This window comes from Amycolatopsis sp. NPDC051758 (assembly GCF_044453095.1).
Classification (GTDB): Bacteria; Actinomycetota; Actinomycetes; order Mycobacteriales; family Pseudonocardiaceae; genus Amycolatopsis.
In genome coordinates, this window is record NZ_JBITCJ010000016.1 from 31,731 (window position 1) to 48,694 (window position 16,964).

19 protein-coding genes are annotated in these 16,964 nt (G+C 73.0%); 7 read left to right on the forward strand and 12 right to left on the reverse strand.

Annotated elements, in window-relative coordinates:
• Positions 1 to 10 precede the first annotated feature (10 nt).
• The 4 genes from ACIA5G_RS47260 to ACIA5G_RS47275 all read left to right on the forward strand — a co-directional run bounded on the left by ACIA5G_RS47260 (position 11) and on the right by ACIA5G_RS47275 (position 3,718).
• Positions 11 to 556: a molybdenum cofactor guanylyltransferase gene (locus ACIA5G_RS47260; protein WP_395935920.1), complete on the forward strand. Its 546-nt coding sequence runs from the start codon at positions 11 to 13 to the stop codon at positions 554 to 556.
• A 159-nt stretch (positions 557 to 715) separates the two neighbouring features.
• The gene (locus ACIA5G_RS47265) at positions 716 to 1,789 is read left to right on the forward strand and encodes an AAA family ATPase (protein WP_395935922.1); all 1,074 of its coding nucleotides are present in this window, start codon (positions 716 to 718) and stop codon (positions 1,787 to 1,789) included.
• Between the two features lie 7 nt (positions 1,790 to 1,796).
• Positions 1,797 to 2,741: a DUF58 domain-containing protein gene (locus tag ACIA5G_RS47270; RefSeq protein WP_395935924.1), complete on the forward strand. Its 945-nt coding sequence runs from the start codon at positions 1,797 to 1,799 to the stop codon at positions 2,739 to 2,741.
• On the forward strand, positions 2,738 to 3,718 hold the full coding sequence (locus ACIA5G_RS47275) for a VWA domain-containing protein (RefSeq protein WP_395935926.1): 981 nt from the start codon (positions 2,738 to 2,740) through the stop codon (positions 3,716 to 3,718). Before ACIA5G_RS47270 ends, ACIA5G_RS47275 begins: the two co-directional genes overlap by 4 nt.
• Here ACIA5G_RS47275 and ACIA5G_RS47280 read toward each other — a convergent pair whose 3' ends face one another.
• From ACIA5G_RS47280 to ACIA5G_RS47320, 9 genes are all read right to left on the reverse strand, one after another.
• Positions 3,719 to 4,234: a hypothetical protein gene (locus tag ACIA5G_RS47280; protein WP_395935928.1), complete on the reverse strand. Its 516-nt coding sequence runs from the start codon at positions 4,232 to 4,234 to the stop codon at positions 3,719 to 3,721. It lies immediately after the preceding gene.
• Positions 4,235 to 4,243: 9 nt separating this feature from the next.
• Positions 4,244 to 4,756: a GNAT family N-acetyltransferase gene (locus ACIA5G_RS47285; RefSeq protein ID WP_395935930.1), complete on the reverse strand. Its 513-nt coding sequence runs from the start codon at positions 4,754 to 4,756 to the stop codon at positions 4,244 to 4,246.
• A complete protein-coding gene (locus ACIA5G_RS47290; protein WP_395935932.1) occupies positions 4,753 to 5,214 on the reverse strand; it encodes a tRNA (cytidine(34)-2'-O)-methyltransferase in 462 nt (153 codons plus the stop codon). Before ACIA5G_RS47290 ends, ACIA5G_RS47285 begins: the two co-directional genes overlap by 4 nt.
• 4 nt (positions 5,215 to 5,218) lie before the next feature.
• A complete protein-coding gene (locus tag ACIA5G_RS47295) occupies positions 5,219 to 5,644 on the reverse strand; it encodes an acyl-CoA thioesterase (RefSeq protein ID WP_395935934.1) in 426 nt (141 codons plus the stop codon).
• 43 nt (positions 5,645 to 5,687) lie between these two features.
• A complete protein-coding gene (locus tag ACIA5G_RS47300; RefSeq protein WP_395935936.1) occupies positions 5,688 to 6,917 on the reverse strand; it encodes an alpha/beta hydrolase family protein in 1,230 nt (409 codons plus the stop codon).
• Between the two features lie 96 nt (positions 6,918 to 7,013).
• Positions 7,014 to 7,958, reverse strand: coding sequence for a TAXI family TRAP transporter solute-binding subunit (locus ACIA5G_RS47305; protein ID WP_395935938.1), 945 nt, complete (start codon positions 7,956 to 7,958; stop codon positions 7,014 to 7,016).
• A complete protein-coding gene (locus tag ACIA5G_RS47310) occupies positions 7,955 to 9,346 on the reverse strand; it encodes a sensor histidine kinase (RefSeq protein ID WP_395935940.1) in 1,392 nt (463 codons plus the stop codon). Before ACIA5G_RS47310 ends, ACIA5G_RS47305 begins: the two co-directional genes overlap by 4 nt.
• A gap of 4 nt (positions 9,347 to 9,350) precedes the next feature.
• A complete protein-coding gene (locus ACIA5G_RS47315) occupies positions 9,351 to 10,019 on the reverse strand; it encodes a response regulator transcription factor (protein ID WP_395935942.1) in 669 nt (222 codons plus the stop codon).
• 7 nt (positions 10,020 to 10,026) lie between these two features.
• Positions 10,027 to 11,367, reverse strand: coding sequence for an MFS transporter (locus ACIA5G_RS47320; RefSeq protein ID WP_395935944.1), 1,341 nt, complete (start codon positions 11,365 to 11,367; stop codon positions 10,027 to 10,029).
• A gap of 190 nt (positions 11,368 to 11,557) precedes the next feature.
• Here ACIA5G_RS47320 and fabG point away from each other — a divergent pair, with 190 nt between their 5' ends.
• Positions 11,558 to 12,262, forward strand: coding sequence for a 3-oxoacyl-ACP reductase FabG (gene fabG / locus ACIA5G_RS47325; protein WP_395935945.1), 705 nt, complete (start codon positions 11,558 to 11,560; stop codon positions 12,260 to 12,262).
• A 39-nt stretch (positions 12,263 to 12,301) separates the two neighbouring features.
• Complete coding sequence (gene fabI / locus ACIA5G_RS47330; protein ID WP_395935946.1) at positions 12,302 to 13,069, forward strand: enoyl-ACP reductase FabI; 768 nt, start codon at positions 12,302 to 12,304, stop codon at positions 13,067 to 13,069.
• A 4-nt stretch (positions 13,070 to 13,073) separates the two neighbouring features.
• On the opposite strand, the gene ACIA5G_RS47335 is transcribed toward fabI, so the two are convergent.
• Together ACIA5G_RS47335 and ACIA5G_RS47340 are read right to left on the reverse strand one after the other, a co-directional pair.
• Positions 13,074 to 14,246 carry a Cmx/CmrA family chloramphenicol efflux MFS transporter gene (locus ACIA5G_RS47335; protein ID WP_395935947.1) on the reverse strand — a complete coding sequence of 391 codons (1,173 nt, stop codon included), beginning with the start codon at positions 14,244 to 14,246 and terminating at the stop codon, positions 13,074 to 13,076.
• Positions 14,247 to 14,315: 69 nt separating this feature from the next.
• The gene (locus ACIA5G_RS47340; RefSeq protein ID WP_395935948.1) at positions 14,316 to 14,897 is read right to left on the reverse strand and encodes a TetR/AcrR family transcriptional regulator; all 582 of its coding nucleotides are present in this window, start codon (positions 14,895 to 14,897) and stop codon (positions 14,316 to 14,318) included.
• Between the two features lie 86 nt (positions 14,898 to 14,983).
• Here ACIA5G_RS47340 and ACIA5G_RS47345 point away from each other — a divergent pair, with 86 nt between their 5' ends.
• Positions 14,984 to 16,027, forward strand: coding sequence for a ferrochelatase (locus tag ACIA5G_RS47345; RefSeq protein WP_395935949.1), 1,044 nt, complete (start codon positions 14,984 to 14,986; stop codon positions 16,025 to 16,027).
• A gap of 36 nt (positions 16,028 to 16,063) precedes the next feature.
• Here the strand turns inward: ACIA5G_RS47345 and ACIA5G_RS47350 are convergent, their stop codons facing one another.
• Positions 16,064 to 16,864, reverse strand: a complete 801-nt coding sequence (locus ACIA5G_RS47350) for a hypothetical protein (protein ID WP_395935950.1) — start codon at positions 16,862 to 16,864, stop codon at positions 16,064 to 16,066.
• Positions 16,865 to 16,964: the final 100 nt, after the last annotated feature.

Here is a 16,964-nt window from a genome sequence, read left to right on the forward strand (position 1 = left end):
GGTTCCTCGGATGCGCTACGCGGGGATCGTGGTGGCCGGCGGCTCGGCCCGCCGGCTGTCCGGTGTGGACAAGCCGGCGCTGTCGGTGGGCGGGAAACCCTTGCTGGCCCGTGCGATCCACGCCCTCTCCGGCGCCGAGCGCGTCATCGCGGTCGGCCCGCGGCGCCCCGGCTTCGACGTGGTGTGGACCCGGGAACCGGTGCCCGGCACCGGCCCGGTGGCCGCGCTGGCCGCCGGGCTCGGTTTTGTCCCCGAAGACGTCGAGGCGGTCGCGGTGCTGGCCGCCGACCTCCCGGGCGTCCGCCGGTCCACAGTGGACAGGCTGGTGGCGGCGATCGGCGACGGTGAGGGAGCTGTCCTGGTCGACGCGTCGGGCGCCCGCCAGTGGCTGCTCGGCGCGTGGCGGGTCGCCGCGCTGAAGGCCGCGCTGCCGGAGCAGCTGGAGAACGCCGCGCTGCGCCGGGTGCTGGGTGGCCTGGCCGTCACCGAGGTGCCGGCGGAGCGGGGCGAAGCGGACGACATCGACACCCCCGAGGACCTCGAGCGCCACCGCTGAGCGCCTGCTTCACAGATGTCACACCGGGGTCGGTGTTGGCTACTCTCACGGGCCTCGCGCCCGTCCGCGTGCCGGACGGACGAACGACCGGGGGACGCAGTACGGTCGCACCGCGTGATCACCGTCGCGGGGGCGGCGCACGGATTTGGAGGAGGCAGAGTGACCGAGCCCGGCTACGCCGAGGGCGGGAACGGCCAGCAGGCCGCGACACCGGCCCGGGACGCCCAGTTGCTGGAGCGGACCGTGTTCGAGGTCAAGCGGATCATCGTCGGCCAGGACCGCCTGGTCGAGCGGATGCTGGTCGGCCTGCTGGCCAAGGGCCACCTGCTGCTCGAAGGCGTGCCCGGTGTGGCGAAGACCCTCGCCGTCGAGACGTTCGCGAGGGTCGTCGGCGGGTCGTTCTCCCGCGTCCAGTTCACCCCCGACCTGGTGCCCGCGGACATCCTCGGCACCCGGATCTACCGCCAGGGCGCCGAGCGCTTCGACGTCGAGCTCGGCCCGGTCGTGGCGAACTTCGTGCTCGCCGACGAGATCAACCGCGCGCCCGCGAAGGTGCAGTCGGCGATGCTCGAGGTGATGGCCGAGCGGCACGTGTCGATCGGCGGGCAGACGTTCCCGATGCCCGACCCGTTCCTCGTGCTGGCCACCCAGAACCCGATCGAGAACGAGGGGGTGTACCCGCTGCCGGAAGCGCAGCGTGACCGCTTCCTGTTCAAGATCCTCGTCGAGTACCCCACCGCCGAGGAGGAGCGCGAGATCATCTACCGGATGGGGGTCACGCCGCCCACCCCGCACGAGGTGCTCAGCCCGGGCGAGCTGGTCCGGCTCCAGGGTGTCGCGGCGCAGGTCTTCGTGCACCACGCCCTGGTCGACTACGTGGTCCGGCTGGTGCTGACCACCCGGACGCCGAACGAGCACGGCCTCGCCGACGTCGCCGGCTGGGTGTCCTACGGCGCGTCGCCGCGTGCGAGCCTCGGCATCATCGCCGCCGCACGGGCGCTGGCCCTGGTCCGCGGCCGCGACTACGTGCTGCCGCAGGACGTCGTCGACGTCGTGCCGGACGTGCTGCGCCACCGCCTCGTGCTGTCCTACGACGCGCTGGCCGACGGTGTGCCCATCGACCACATCATCACGCGCGTGCTGCAGACCGTGCCGTTGCCGCAGGTCTCGGCCCGGCCGCAGGGCGGGACCGGCCAGGGCGGCCCGGTCCCGGCGGGCGCGCCGGTCAGGTAACCCGGCGATGGCGAAGAACGAGAAGGGCGAGCGCCCTTCGTGGGCGCCGCCGGTCCTGCGCGGCGACCGGATGGAGGCCGGGCTCCGCACGCTGGAGCTCGACGTCCGCCGCCGGCTCGACGGGCTGCTGCAGGGCAACCACCTCGGCCTGGTGCCGGGGCCGGGGTCCGAGCCCGGCGAGGCGCGGCCGTACCAGCCCGGCGACGACGTGCGCCGGATGGACTGGGCGGTCACCGCGCGCACCACGACCCCGCACATCCGCGAGACGGTGGCCGACCGCGAGCTGGAGACCTGGGTCGTCGCCGACCTCTCGGCCAGCCTCGACTTCGGCACGGCGCTGTGCGAGAAGCGTGACCTGGTGGTCTGCGCGGTCGCGGCGGTCGCGCACCTGACCGGGGGCGGCGGCAACCGGATCGGCGCCCTGCTGTCCAACGGCGCCGAGACCACCCGCGTCCCCGCCCGGGGCGGCCTGGCGCACGCCCGCGGGCTGGTGCGGAAGATCGCCACGTCACCCCGCGCCCCCGAGGGCACCCGGGGTGACTTCGCCGAGGCGCTGGAGGCGCTGCGCCGGCCGCCGCGCCGCCGGGGGCTGGCCGTGGTGATCTCCGACTTCCTGGGGGAGACCACCTGGGAGCGGCCGCTGCGGGCGCTCGGCGGGCGCCACGAACTGATCGCGATCGAAGTCCTCGACCCGCGCGACGTCGACCTGCCCGAGGTGGGCACCGTCGTGCTGGCCGACCCGGAGACAGGGAAACAGCGCGAAGTGCACGCTTCGGCCTTGCTGCGCAAGGAGTTCGGGGCCGCGGCCCACGCCCACCGGCAGACGGTGGCGGCCGGCCTGCGGCGCGCGGGTGCGGCGCACCTGACGCTGCGCACCGACGCCGACTGGATCGCCGACATGGTGCGGTTCGTCGTGGCCCGCAAGCGACGCTGGTCCGGGGGTGTCGCGTGAGTTTGACGGGCTTCACCGCGCCCTGGTGGTTCCTGCTGCTGATCGCCGTCGCCGCGGTCGCGATCGGGTACGTCCTGGCCCAGCGGGCGCGCCGGAAGCGGACCATGCGGTTCGCGAACCTGGCCCTGCTGGAGAAGGTCGCGCCGAAGAGCCAGGGCTGGGTGCGGCACCTGCCGGCGGTGCTGATCGTGCTGTCGCTGCTGATCCTCACCGTGGCGCTGGCCGGGCCGACCGCCGAGCAGAAGGTGCCGCGCAACCGGGCGACCGTGATGCTGGTGATCGACGTGTCGCTGTCGATGGAGGCCACCGACGTCGCGCCGACGCGGCTGAAGGCGGCGCAGGACGCGGCGACGCAGTTCGCGCAGAACATGACCCCCGGGATCAACCTGGGCCTGATCTCGTTCGCGGGCACGGCGACCGTGCTGGTCAACCCGACCACCGACCGCAACGGCGTGATCAAGGCGATCGAGAACCTCAAGCTGGCCCAGTCGACGGCGACCGGGGAGGGCATCTTCGCGGCGTTGCAGTCGGTGGAGAGCTTCTCCAGCGTCGTGGGCGGGGCCGACGGGCCGCCGCCGGCGCGGATCGTGCTGATGTCCGACGGCAAGCAGACCGTGCCGGAGGACCTGTACGCCGCGCGCGGCGGGTACACGGCGGCGCAGGCGGCGAAGCAGGCCGGCGTGCCGATTTCGTCGATCTCGTTCGGCACCACGCACGGCTCGGTCGACATCGACGGCAAGGCCCAGCCGGTCAGCGTGGACGACGAGTCCCTGCGCGAGATCGCGAGACTGTCCGGCGGCGACTTCTACAAGGCGGCCAGCGCCGAAGAGCTGAAGAAGGTCTACGGCGACCTCGGTGAGCAGATCGGCTACGAGATCAAGGACGCCGACGCGAGCAAACCGTGGGTGGTCGTCGGGACGCTGATCCTGATGATGGGGGCCGCGGCCAGCCTGTTCTTCGGGCAGAGACTTCCGTGATCACCGTGCTCGGCGGACGCCGTACAGGCTGCCGCCGAGCAGGGTGACCCCGGAGAGCACGCCGCTCACGAACGGGACCCACGGCAGCGCCGCGGTGCCGAGCAGGACCAGGCCGACGAGGCCGAGCACGGTCAGGAGCGCGCCGACCACCAGGATCGACCGCGTCTTCCACGCCGAAGCCAGCGCCACGAAGTGGATCCCGACCACCGTGGCGATCCACGCGACGTTCGCCTGGACCGGCGCCTCGAGCAGGCTCAGCACGAAGAACCCGGCGATCAGCAGGACAACCTCGCCGATGACGATCACGCGGTAGCTCGGGCCGAAGACCGGCCGGTCGTCGAGGGTCGGGCGGCCGCCCGCACGCACACCGAGGACCACCACCGCCGCCAGCGCCACCACGGCGAGGGCGCGCAGCACCCAGCCGAGCGCCGCCGGGACCGGGTCACCGGAGTTGACCAGGACGAACACGGTGCCGAACGCGGCGCCGATGAGCGCCCCCAGGAACTGCTGTCGCATCCGGCGAACCTACCGGAGACGATCACGCGCCCCGGAGCGTGGCGTCAGCCGGCGGGAACGCCACACGATCCCGAGCGCGGGGTCGCCGGTCGGGCTCGCCTCGACCCTGTCCACGGTGAAGCCTTCACGCTCGTAGAACGCACCCGCGCGCTCGTTGGCGGCGAAGTGCTCGATGCACAACCGATCGGCGTTGTCGGGCAGCTGTCCGACGAGGGCGCCGAGCAGCCGCGGACCCAGTCCGTGGCCGCGTTGGCGGGGGTGGACGTAGAGCTTGTAGACCACGTGATCACCGCCTCGGCGGCCGCGCTGCCCGACGCCGGCGAGGCCTCCGCCGGCCTCGGCGACAACCACCAGGCCGCCGGTCACGGCGGCGTCGATCGCCGTCTCGCTCCACCACCTGCGGACCTGCTCGTCCGCGGCGGCGGCGCCGATCAGCGGCGCGTAGTGCGGCCGGATGTGCGCCTCGCCGAACTCGCAGACGGCTGCGACGTCGCCGGGCGTGGCCACCCGCAGCTCACTCACGTTCCGGCGAACCCGTTCTGGCGCCAGGCCTCGTAGACCGTGATCGCGGCGGTGTTGGCCAGGTTCAGCGACCGGCTGGTCGGCAGCATCGGCAGCCGGACCTGGTCGGTGACCTCCGGCGCGTGCTGGACCTCCGGCGGCAGGCCGACCGATTCCGGGCCGAACAGCAGCACATCGCCGGGCGAGTACGCGACGTCGGTGTACAGGCGGGTCGCCGATGCGCTGAACGCGTAGACCTTCGCCGGCAGCAACACCTCCCAGGCCGCGGCCAGCGAGGCGTGGACCTGCACCCGCGCCAGGTCGTGGTAGTCGAGGCCGGCGCGGCGCAGCTGCTTGTCCTCCAGGGTGAAGCCGAGCGGCTCGACGAGGTGCAGCTCGCAGCCGGTGTTGGCCGCGAGGCGGATCGCGTTGCCCGTGTTGGGCGGGATTTCGGGGTGGTGGAAGAGAATGCGGAACACCGGCTCAGCCTTCGGGCAGCAGGGCCGCGTAGACCTTGCGGACGGCGTCCGGGGGCGCGGCGGGGCGCAGGGTGGCCGGGTCGATGAACACGTACCGGATGTTGGCCGCCAGCACGAGCGTCCCGGCGCGGCGGATCTCGAAGTCGAAGATCATCGACGTGGTGCCGAGGTGGTTCAGGTGCTGGGAGACGACCAGTTCCTCGTCGTAGCGGGCGGGCGCGCGGTACTTCAGGTTCGCCTCCGCGACCACGACGTCGGTGCCGTGCGCGAGGAACTCGGCGTGCGAGCCGAACAGCGCCTTCTCCGCCTCGAAGGCGCACATGTCCACATAGGCCATGTAGTGCGCGTTGAAGACGATGCCCTGGCCGTCGCACTCGTGGTAGCGCACGCGCAGCGGCATTTCGACGATCGGGCGGCGGGGTTCGGTCACGGCCCCAATCTAGCGAAGGGCGCCGTGACCGCCCGCCCGCGGCTCAGCTGAACGTGATCTCCGGGTACCGCGGTGACGGCCCGTCGAACAGGTGCCGGTCGACACCCCGCAGGTGCAGGTCGAAGAACGCGGCGACGTAGTCGCGTTGCGCGGTCAGCGACCGCCGCGGGTCGGCGGTCCCGATGACCGCCGCGGCCCGCTCGGGGGTGACGAGCCCGGCCAGCTGCGGGACGACGGCCTGCAGGTCCGTCAGCGCCAGGTGCGCACCGCGGGTCAGCGTGATGTCCCGCTTCCAGCCGCGCTGCGCGGCCCAGAAGTCCGTCCACGACCGGTCGGTGCCGCCCGCGTGGTTGTGCGTGGCCGCGCCGAACAGCAGGAACGGCCGGTCGAGCCCCTCGGTCACCTTGCCGGGCAGGTACGGGTCCGGTGACGGCGGCCCGAAGCCCCAGGCCATCGCGCCGTCGAGGTTGACCCCCGCGTCGATCCGGCGGTCGCCGGCCATGGCCTCACCCGCGGTGAACCCGCCGTAGGAGTGCCCGGCCATGCCGACCCGGCCGAGGTCGAGCGTCGCGCCGAGCCCGCGGGGGAGCGGCTTCCCGTCGGCGTCGGCCCGCAGCCCGCGGCCGAGCGTGTCGAGCACGAAGCGGGTGTCGGCGACGCGGGCGTCGAGGGCCTTCTTCTTGCCCGCCACGGTCTCGGCGGTTTCCATCGACGGCTCGACACGCCCGCCGGGGAACTCGACCGCGGCCGCCTCGTGGGTGTGCGACAGCGAGACGACGACGTACCCGCGGCTCGCGAGGTCGTCGACCAGCACGGAGTCCACCTCCCGCGCGCCGCCGAAGCCGTGGGAGAACAGCACGACCGGCCGCTTCCCGAGCGCCGGGTCCGCCGGGACGCCGGTGCGGGCCTGGCGGCGCGTCGCCGTCCAGTCGACCGAACCCGGTGGCAGGCCGAGGAAGTCCGGCGACTCGGCCTGCGCCGCGAACGCCGAAGCGACGCCGGGTGGGAGCCACTGCGCCCGGGGCGCGGACCCGGCCTGCCGCACCGGGTAGTCGACGGTGACCATCAGCTCACGGCGTTGTGCCGGCACCCACGGGTCCGCGCGCGAGGCGTCGACGAGGTGCACGGCCGTGGTGCCGACCTGGTACGGCCCGGTGAGCGCGGGCAAGGTGAGCCGCGTGGGCGCCGCGACGGCGGGTGCGGCGGTCGCCGTGACGGCGGCCAGCGCGAGCCCGGCGGCGAAGGCGAGCCGCGAGAACTGCTTTCCGGACAAGGAAATCCCTCCTCTTTCCGGCTCCCACCCTGGCGTCCTCCGGGCCGGCGCGCTTCCCGCTCGGGAGGGAGACGTGGTCCTCCTGAAGTCGCGGGATCAGCCGTGCAGGACGCGGTAGGTGGCCGCGGCACCGGGCTGCAGGGGCACCGGCTGGGTGCCGATCAGCGTCCGCACGTCGAGGAACTGCGTCCCGACCGCCTCCGCCGGCACCAGGGCGGTGGCGTGTTCGACGAGCAGCCGCACCACCGCGGCGGCGACGTCGTCGGGCAGGGCGGGGGAGCACACCAGCAGGTTCGCCACGCCGATCGTGCCCAGCGCGCCGACCCCGCGGTACGCGCCGTCCGGGACCTGGACCTGGTCGTAGACCGGCCCGAACGCGGCGCGCAGCGGCGGGACGACGGCGTCGAGCGGGATCAGCGCGATCGGCGTGGTGCGGGTGAGGTCGGCGAGCTTGGGCGTCGGCACCCCGCCGGACCACAGCATGGCGTCGATGCGGCGGGCGGCCAGCGCGCGGACCGCGTCGTCGAAGAGCAGGTGCTGGGCGTCGACCGGCACTCCGGCCTTCGCGAACAGGCGCTCGCCGAGCTGCGCCGCCCCGGAGCCGCTCGCGCCGAGCGACACCGGACGGCCGGCCAGGTCGGCGAGCCGGCGCACCGGCCCGTCCGCCCGCACCACGAGCTGCAGGTAGTTCTCGTAGACCCGGCCCAGCGCGAGCAGCGGCACCCGCTCGCCGAACGGCGCGCCGCCGCCGAGCGCGGTCTGGGCCACGTCGGCGAGCACCAGCCCGAGGTCGGCCTGGCCGCGATGCACCAGCTCGACGTTGGCGACGCTCGCCTCGGTCGGCACGGCGGTGGCGTGCAGCAGCGGTTCCGCGCGGCTGAGCTCGGCGGCGAGGAGTTCGGCGAAGGCGAGGTAGAACCCGCCGCGCTCACCGGCCGCGATGGTGAGCGTTCGTTCCTGACCGGTGTATCCGGACGGCGAACACCCGGCCAGGGCGAGGCCGAGACCGCCGAGCAGGGCCGTGCGCCGCGTGAGCGTCATGGCACCTCCGCGAGCGGCAGCGTGACGCGGACTTCGAGGCCGTGCGGTTCGGCCTGGCGCAGTTCCAGCACCCCGCCGCGGGTGCGCACCTGCTGGTGCGCGATGGCCAGCCCGAGCCCGGTGCCGCGCGGCGCGCCTTCACCGCCCGCGCGCCAGAACCGTTCGGTCGCCCGCGCCCGGTCCTCAGTGGACAGACCGGGCCCGTCGTCGCGGACGACGAGCGTCGCCGTTTCGGGGCCGGTTTCCCAGTCCGTGGTGATCTTCGCGCCGCGCCCGGCGTAGTGGACGGCGTTGTCCAGCAGCACATCGAGGATCTGCGCCAGCTCACCTTCCGGACAGCGCACGGTCACCGGTTCGTCGTGCCCGGGCGGCGGGACGAGCGCCGAACCGGCGTCCTCGGCCGACGGGCGCCAGGCGTCGACGCGCTCGGCCAGCACGGACGCGAGGTCGCACGCCTCGTCCGTGGCGCCGGCCGCGACCCGCGTCGCCGTGCTCTCGGCCAGCGCGAGCGCGAGCAGTCCGTCCAGGAGCTTTTCCAGGCGCTCGACCTCGGCCACCGTGGCCCGGTAGGTGGCGTCGTCCCCTTCGACCTGGTGAGCCAGGGAGTCGACCCGCAGGCGCAGCGCCGCCATCGGGTTGCGCAGCTGGTGGGAAGCGTCGGCAACCAGCCGGTGCTGCTGGTCGGCGGCTTCGAGCACGGCTTCGGACATCCGGTTGACCTCGCCGGCCAGCGACCGCAGCTCCCGCGGCCCGGTGCGTTCCGGGACGTGGGCGCGGTGCCCGGCGGCGACGGCCAGCACGCCGGTCTCCAGCTCGTGCAGCGGCCGCACCATCCACCGGGCCAGCACCACGGCGAACAGCACGAACACCACCGCGACCAGCAGCGCCCCGGCGCCGATGGTGCCCCACCGGGTGGCGACGTCCGCGGCCGCCGCCGTCACCGAGGCCCGCAGCACGACCACACCGGACACCCGGGTGCCGGTGCCGACCGGCCGCGCGAAGTAGGCCGGTTCGGCCGACCACGGGCCGAGCCCGTCGACCCGCGGCGCCGGCTCGTTCCGCATGGTCGCCTCGACCAGGGCGTGCACCGCCGGATCGGCCGCGGTCAGCCCGCCCGCCTGCACCAGCGGCACGCGCCGGGCGTCGACGATGACCACACCTTCGCCGTACAGCTCGGCGTAGCGGGCCGCGTCCGCCGCGAGCGCCGCCGGGTCGCGGGTGTCGACGGCCTGCTGGGCCAGCACGACGAACCGGTCGACGTCGGCGGTGCGGGAGATGACCAGCTGCTGGGTGCGCTGCTCGGCCGTCGACGCCAGCAGCGGCACGGCGAACGCGGCGACCACCGCGAGGGCCAGGGCGACCAGGACCACCAGCAGCCGGGTGCGCACGGGCTCAGTCCCGGCCGAGCCGGTAGCCGAAGCCGCGGATGGTGGTGAGCAGCCCCGGCCGGTCCAGCTTGGCGCGCAGCCCGGTCAGGTGGACGTCGAGCGAGCGGGACACCGCGAGGTAGGCGTCCCCCCAGACCTCGTCCATCAGCTGCTGGCGGCTGACCGCGGTGCCGGGCCGCGCGGCGAGTACCGCCAGGATCTCGAACTCCTTGGTGGTCAGCCCCACGTCGTGCCCGGCGACCAGCACCCGGCGGGCGCCGAGGTCGATCTCGACGTCTTCGAGGTGCACAACGTCGCCGGCCGGGGCCTCGCGGGCCACCGCGCGCCGCACGACGGCGTCCATCCGGGCCAGCAGCTCGGCCAGCCGCACCGGCTTGGTCAGGTAGTCGTCCGCGCCGAGGCGCAGGCCGCGCACCACGGACCGCTCGTCACCGCGGGCGGTCAGCACGATCACCGGCACCGGCGAGACCGCGCGGATCTTGCGCAGCACGTCCAGGCCGTCGATGTCGGGCAGGCCGAGGTCGAGCAGGACCAGGTCGGCGTCGCGGTGGCGGTGCAGGGCGTCGGCCCCGCGGCCGACGCTGGTGACGGGATGGCCGCGCGCGTGCAGCGACTCGGCGAGCGCGCCGGCGACACCCGCGTCGTCTTCGACGAGGAGCACGCGCACGGCCATCCCCTTCTCAGCGTTCGCCCGCGCCCACCGGTTCGGGACGAGCCTCCAGCTCGGAGCTCTTCGAGGTTTCCCGCATTGTGCCGTAGACGATCAGCGAAACCAGGACGCAGCCCGCGACGTACCAGAAGAACACCGACTCGTGCCCGGCGCTCTTCAACGCCTGCGCGATGAGCTCCGCGGTGCCGCCGAAGATCGCGACGGTCAGCGCGTAGGGCAGGCCGACGCCGATGGCGCGGATCTTCGTCGGGAACAGCTCGGCCTTCACGATCGCGTTGATCGAGGTGTAGCCCGCCACGACGACGAGCCCGGCCAGGACGAGGAAGAACGCGCCGACCGGGTTCCGGGTCGAGCCCATGATCGTCATGATCGGGACGGTCAGCAGCGTGCCGGCGATGCCGAAGAACAGCAGCAGCGGGCGGCGGCCGATCCGGTCGGACAGCTTGCCGGCCAGCGGCTGCAGGATCGCGGCCAGCAGGATCGCGGAGAACAGGATGATCGTGACCGTGCGCCGCGGGATGTGGGCGGTGTTCTCGAGGAACTTCTGGCTGTAGGTGGCGAAGGTGTAGAAGGCCACCGTGCCGCCCAGCGTCAAGCCGACGACGAGCGCGATCTCCTTGGGGTACTTGGCCAGCGCGCGCAGCGTGCCGCGGTCCCCGGGCGTGTCGTCGCCCTTTTCCTTGGTGAAGCTCGCCGACTCGTCCATGCCGCGGCGCAGCCACATCACGCTGAGCGCGGCGACCGTGCCGACGCCGAACGCGATCCGCCAGCCCCACGACGTGAGCTGCTGCTCGGTGAGCAGGCCCTGCAGGATCAGCTGGAGGCCCAGCGCCAGCAGCTGGCCGCCGTAGAGCGTCACGTACTGGAAGCTGGAGTAGAAGCCGCGCTTGCCGGGAGTGGCCACTTCGGACAGGTACGTCGCCGAGGTGGAGTACTCGCCGCCGACGGACAGGCCCTGGATCAGCCGGGCCACCAGCAGCAGGATCGGCGCCGCGAGGCCGATCGTGTGATAGCTCGGCGTGACGGCGATGAGCAGCGAGCCGCCCGCCATGAGCGTGACCGAAAGCACCAGCGCGCTGCGGCGGCCGAAGCGGTCGGCGAACCGGCCGAGCATCCAGCCGCCGAGCGGGCGCATGAGGAACCCGACCGCGAACACCGCGGCGGTGCCGAGGAAGGCGGCCGTGGTGTCGGTCGTGGGGAAGAACGACTTGGCGAAGTAGGTGGTGAACGCCGCATAGGCGTACCAGTCGTACCACTCGACCAAGTTGCCGATCGAGCCGCGCAACACGTTGCCGATAACGCGTTTCTCGCTCACGTCCGCGGCTTCGGCGCCGCTGATCCGGGTAGTCATCGTCGACCTCCTGTGTTGCGACTCACGGTGACCAACCAGCGGGTAACCAGCAAGGTCGGGGGACAGTTCCTAACACCCGCTTAGGACGATGGCGGTTACCTGCAGGTATGGCGGGCGCGGCTGCGCGCCCGGGCCGCCCTGCCGATAGCCTCGTGCCGTCACTCACGCACGTCGAAAGAGGGAGAAAGCTGTGGGACGGTCGGTCTTGGTCACCGGGGGCAACCGGGGCATCGGTCTGGCGATCGCCCGGGATCTCGCCGAACAGGGCCACCAGGTCGCCGTCACGCACCGTGGATCCGGCGCCCCCGAAGGGCTTTTCGGGGTGCAGGCGGACGTCACCGACACCGAGCAGATCGACGCGGCGTTCAAGCTCGTCGAGGAGCACCAGGGCCCGGTCGAGGTGCTCGTGTCGAACGCCGGCCTGACCGACGACACCCTGCTCATGCGGATGAGCGACGAGCAGTTCGAGCGGGTGATCAACGCCAACCTGACCGGCGCCTACCGGGTCGCCAAGCGCGCGTCGCGCGGCATGCTGCGCGGCAAGTGGGGCCGGTTCGTCTTCATCTCCTCGGTGGTCGGCCTCTCCGGTTCCGCGGGCCAGGCGAACTACGCGGCGAGCAAGGCCGGCCTGGTCGGCTTCGCCCGCTCGCTGGCCCGTGAGCTCGGCTCCCGCAACATCACCGCGAACGTCATCGCGCCCGGCTTCGTGCGCACCGACATGACCGACGAGCTGCCCGAGGAGCGCAAGAAGCAGATCCTCGCGCAGGTGCCCTCCGGCCGGTACGCCGAGCCGTCGGAGATCGCCGCCGCCGTGCGCTACCTGGCCTCGGACGAAGCCGGCTACGTCAACGGCGCGGTGCTGCCGGTCGACGGCGGCCTCGGCCTCGGCCACTGACTTTCTTTTCCTGTTCCCGAACCAAGACTTGGAGGACCTGTGCCCGGACTGCTCGAAGGCAAGCGCCTGCTGATCACCGGCATCATCACCGACGCCTCGCTCGCCTTCCACGCGGCCAAGATCGCGCAGCAGGAGGGCGCGAAGGTGGTGCTGACCGGCTTCGGCCGCATGTCGCTGGTCAAGACCATCGCGAAGCGGCTCCCCGAGCCGGCGCCGGTGCTGGAGCTGGACGTCACTAACCAGGAGCACCTCGACTCCCTCGCCGAGCGCATCGGTGAGCACGTCGACGGCCTCGACGGGGTGCTGCACTCGATCGGGTTCGCCCCGCAGAGCTGCCTCGGCGCGCCGTTCCTGGACGCGCCGGCCGAGGACGTGAAGGTCGCCGTCGACGTTTCGGCGTACTCGTTCATGTCGCTGTCGAAGGCGTGCCTGCCGCTGCTGACCCGCGGTTCGTCGATCGTGGGCATGGACTTCGACGCCCGCGTCGCGTGGCCGGTCTACAACTGGATGGGTGTCGCGAAGGCCGCGCTGGAGTCGGTCAACCGCTACCTGGCCAAGGAGCTGGGCCCGCAGGGCATCCGCGTCAACCTGGTCAGCGCGGGCCCGATGAAGACCATGGCCGCGAAGTCGATCCCGGGCTTCTCCGACCTCGAAGACGGCTGGGGCGACCGCGCGCCGCTCGGCTGGGACAGCTCGGACCCGGACCCGACGGCGAAGAGCGTCTGCGCGCTGCTGTCGGACTGGCTCCCGGCCACCACCGGCTCGATGATCATGGTCGACGGCGGGGTCCACGCCCTCGGCATCTGAGCCGTCACACGACCACCGGTTCGGGCCTCCGGTCGCGGTTGTCGGTCCGCTGGACCACAACCGCGACCGTGAGGGCCACCAGGGTCGCCGCGCCCAGCGCCATACCCGTCCACGCGACGCTCGGGAAGCCGAGCCCGGCGCTGATCGCGACACCGCCCAGCCACGGGCCGAGGGTGTTGCCGACGTTGAACGCCGCCGTCGTGCTGGCGCCGACGAGCGTCGGGGCGTCCCCGGCGACCTCGTAGGTGCGCACGTTCAGGGCCGGGTTGGCGCCGAACCCGGCAACACCGAACACGAGCACGGCCGCGACGGCGACCAGCGTGTCGGTGGTCAGGGCGAGCACGAGCAGGGCCGCCAGGGCGAGCCCGATGCAGCCGTAGAGCGTGGTGAACGGGTGGCGGTCGGCGAGCCGGCCGCCCACGCTGATCCCGATGAGCGCGCCGACGCCGAACAGCGCCAGGACACCCGGCACCCACTCCTGGGGGAGCCCGTCGGTCTCGGTCAGCAACGGCGCGAGGTAGCTGAACGCGGCGAAGATCATGGCTTGGCACAAGGCGATCACACCGAGCGCGAGCCAGACGCGGCCTCGGCGGTACAGCCGCAGCTCGGTGCGGACGCTCATCCCGCCGCCGGTCGTCTCGGGCACCAGGGCCGCGACGCCGGCCGCCGCCAGGAGCGTCACCGCCGCCACCGCCCAGAACGCCGTCCGCCAGCCCGCGTGCTGGCCGATGAACGTGCCGGCCGGGACCCCGGCGATGTTCGCCACGGTCAGCCCGCCGACCAGCACCGCCATCGCCCGGCCCCGCCGCTCGACGGGCACCAGCGCGATCGTCGTGGCGACCGCGACGGCCCAGAAGCCCGCGCAGGCGAGCGCCGCGACCACCCGCGTCGCGAACAGGAGCGCGTACCCCTCGGCGAGCGCGCCGACAACGTGCGCCACGACGAACACGGCGAGCAGCGCCAGCAGTGTCCGGCGGCGGGGGAGCCGCAGGGTGCCGATCGCCAGCAGCGGCGCGCCGACGACCATGCCGACGGCGAACGCGGAGATCAGCAGCCCGGTGTCGGGGATGCTGACCCCCAGGTCGGCGGCCATCCCGGGGAGCAGACCGGTGATCATGAACTCGGACGTGCCCAGCGCGAACACGCTGAGCCCGAGGACGAAGACGGCCAGGGGCACGGGTCCTCCATGGTTGTGTATCGAGCAGTTCAAAATTCGGGCAGCGTTCTGCCGTGAGTGGGGTGTTCTCTATCGGGTGATCGCCGACAGGGCGAGGTCCGCCACGGCGTGCATGGCGTCGCCGCTCGCGCCGCGGCGGGACATCACCCGGAGTCCGGAAATGGTGCTGAGCAGGAACTCGGCGACGTCGGCCGGGGCGCGGCCGGACTGCAGGCTGCCGTCGAGAACGCCTTCCCGGGCGCACTCGGTGAGCAGGGCCAGCTGGTGCTCGGTGTCGCTGCGGAGAGCTGCCCCGACCTCGTCGTCGGGGGTGCCGAGCTCGGCGAGGGTGTTCACCACCAGGCAGCCGCGGCGGCCCTGCTCGAGCTCTTCGCCGATCAGTGCGCCGAGCATCGCGGCGATCCGTTCGGCCGCGGTGCCCGGGCCGTCCAGAACGGCTTTCCGGCCGGCCAGCCCGCGGGCGCTGTAGTGCGTCAACGTGCGCCGGAACAGGGCTCGCTTGCTGGTGAAGGTGTTGTAGACGCTGCTGCGGCCGAGCCCGGTGGCCTCGCACAGGTCCTGCGTCGACGTCGCCTCGTACCCGCGGTCCCAGAACGCGTGCATCGCGCTCTCGACGGCGGCGGACTCGTCGAACTCCCGTGGCCTGGCCATGGGGTGAGCCTACCAGGGTTTTGGACTGGTCGATTCATAACAGGCCCGCGTCAGCGTGCGGGCCGCCACATCGGCAAGATGACAGGGTGGGATACGACGCGTTGCTGTGGCTCTCGTTCGGCGGTCCGGAAGGACCCGACGACGTGATGCCGTTCCTCGAGAACGTCACGAGGGGCCGGGGGGTGCCGCGCGAGCGGCTGCTCGAGGTCGCCGAGCACTACCGGCACTTCGGCGGCGTCTCGCCGATCAACAAGCTGAACCGCGACGCGATGGCCGCGGTCGAGAAGCAGCTCTCGGCCGCCGGGATGGACCTGCCGGTGCACTTCGGCAACCGGAACTGGCACCCGATGGTCGAGGACACCCTCGCCTCGCTGACCGAAGCCGGCGCGAAGCGGGTCCTGGTCTTCCCCACGAGCGCGTACGGCGGGTACTCGGCGTGCCGCCAGTACGACGAGGACATCGAACGCGCCCGGGCTGCGGTCGGGTCCGGCGCCCCCGAGCTGGTGAAACTGCGGCAGTTCTTCGACCACCCGCTGTTCGTCTCGGCGGTCGCGGACGGCGTGCGTGCGGCCCACGCGTCCCTCGGGAACGCGCCGGGCATCCGCACGGTGTTCACGGCCCATTCGGTGCCGGAGAGCGCGGATCTCGCCTCGGGCCCGCCGTCGGACGGCGGCCGCCGGTACTCGCGGCAGATCGCGGAGGCCGCGCGCCTGGTGGCGGCCGAGGCGGGCATCGACGCGTACGACGTCGTCTGGCAGTCGCGGTCCGGGCCGCCGCAGGTGCCGTGGCTGGAGCCGGACATCGTCGACCACATCGACGCGCTGCACGCTTCCGGGGTGCCCGGAGTGGTCGTTTCGCCGATCGGGTTCGTCTCCGACCACCTCGAGGTGATCTGGGACCTGGACAACGAGGCGGCGGAACGCGCGGCCGAGCACGGCATGGCCTTCGCCCGCGCGGCGACGGCGGGCAGCGACCCGCGCTTCGCCGAGCTGGTGGTCGAGCTGATCCGCGAGCACACGCACGGCGTGGAGCCGCGGAAGCTGTCCCCGTTCCCGACAGCGGGCTGCACGGTCAACGGCGCCCCGTGCGCGGTGGGCTGCTGCGAACCGGCGAAGCGCCCGGCCCGCTGACCAGCGCCCCAATGTGGCATTGGGGCGCTTGAGCCGTCAGCCCTCGCGGGCGGTCTGCTCCGCGAACACCCGCACGGCTTCGTTGACTGCGGCACACCGCGCGATCCGCACCGCGTCCGACAGCGGCTTCAGCGCCTGGGCCCGCAGGTTCGACGCCGACGCCGACAGCGCGCCGCCCGGGTCGTCGGTCTCGGCGATCGCCAGGATCGCCGCGATCTCCTCCGCCCGCTGCAGCACCCGCAACGAACGCCCGGGTGTGCCCGCCGGCCAGTCGACGTCCGGGCGCGAGCGCAGGTGCGCCGAGAGCTCCGCGCGCACACCGGGCCGGTCGGAAGCCACGTTCAACGCCTGCAGTGCGCCCGCGCTGGCGCGGATCGCGTCCGTCAGGCCGTGCTCGGCTTCGCCCAGGCCGATGTACTCCGGCGGGGCCGCGAGGGTGACGAGCGAGAACACCGTCCAGCGCATCAGGCCTTCGGCGACCGGCTCCGGCACCAGCCCGAACCCGAGGTCGGGGAGCACCACCGCGTCACCCGCGCGCAACGCCGCTTCGGTGAACGGCCCGCCGCCGCCGAGGCCGCGGACGTCACCGGGGACCGGGAGGACCAGCTGCATGCTTTTCGCTCCCTGCGAACGCAGGGCCATCAGCAGCTGCACGGGAGTGGCCGCCCGGTTGAAGGCCAGGGGGAGCTCGAACGCCTCCGCGGCGGGCGCGTCGGCGGCCACGACGTCGTGCGCCTCACCCCACGCGAGCAGGGCGTCGAGCACATCGTCGGACGCGGCGGCTCCGTTGAGCCACGCGCTGGACCAGACGGCGAAGGTCGCACTGGGTCGGCACACGACGCCCTATTTTACCGGGCGCCCCGAACCTTGCCGAGCGCGCCCACGCTGGAGTCGCTCCACATCGACGCCCCGCCGATCCGGCAGTAGCGTCGAACGG

Coding starts and splice junctions, on each gene's coding strand:
- ACIA5G_RS47260 (WP_395935920.1), top strand. CDS start 11: ATGCGCTACGCGGGGATCGTGGTGGCCGGCGGCTCGGCCCGCCGGCTG.
- ACIA5G_RS47270 (WP_395935924.1), top strand. CDS start 1,797: ATGGCGAAGAACGAGAAGGGCGAGCGCCCTTCGTGGGCGCCGCCGGTC.
- ACIA5G_RS47280 (WP_395935928.1), bottom strand. CDS start 4,234: ATGCGACAGCAGTTCCTGGGGGCGCTCATCGGCGCCGCGTTCGGCACC.
- ACIA5G_RS47305 (WP_395935938.1), bottom strand. CDS start 7,958: ATGACGCTCACGCGGCGCACGGCCCTGCTCGGCGGTCTCGGCCTCGCC.
- ACIA5G_RS47315 (WP_395935942.1), bottom strand. CDS start 10,019: ATGGCCGTGCGCGTGCTCCTCGTCGAAGACGACGCGGGTGTCGCCGGC.
- ACIA5G_RS47320 (WP_395935944.1), bottom strand. CDS start 11,367: ATGACTACCCGGATCAGCGGCGCCGAAGCCGCGGACGTGAGCGAGAAA.
- ACIA5G_RS47340 (WP_395935948.1), bottom strand. CDS start 14,897: ATGGCCAGGCCACGGGAGTTCGACGAGTCCGCCGCCGTCGAGAGCGCG.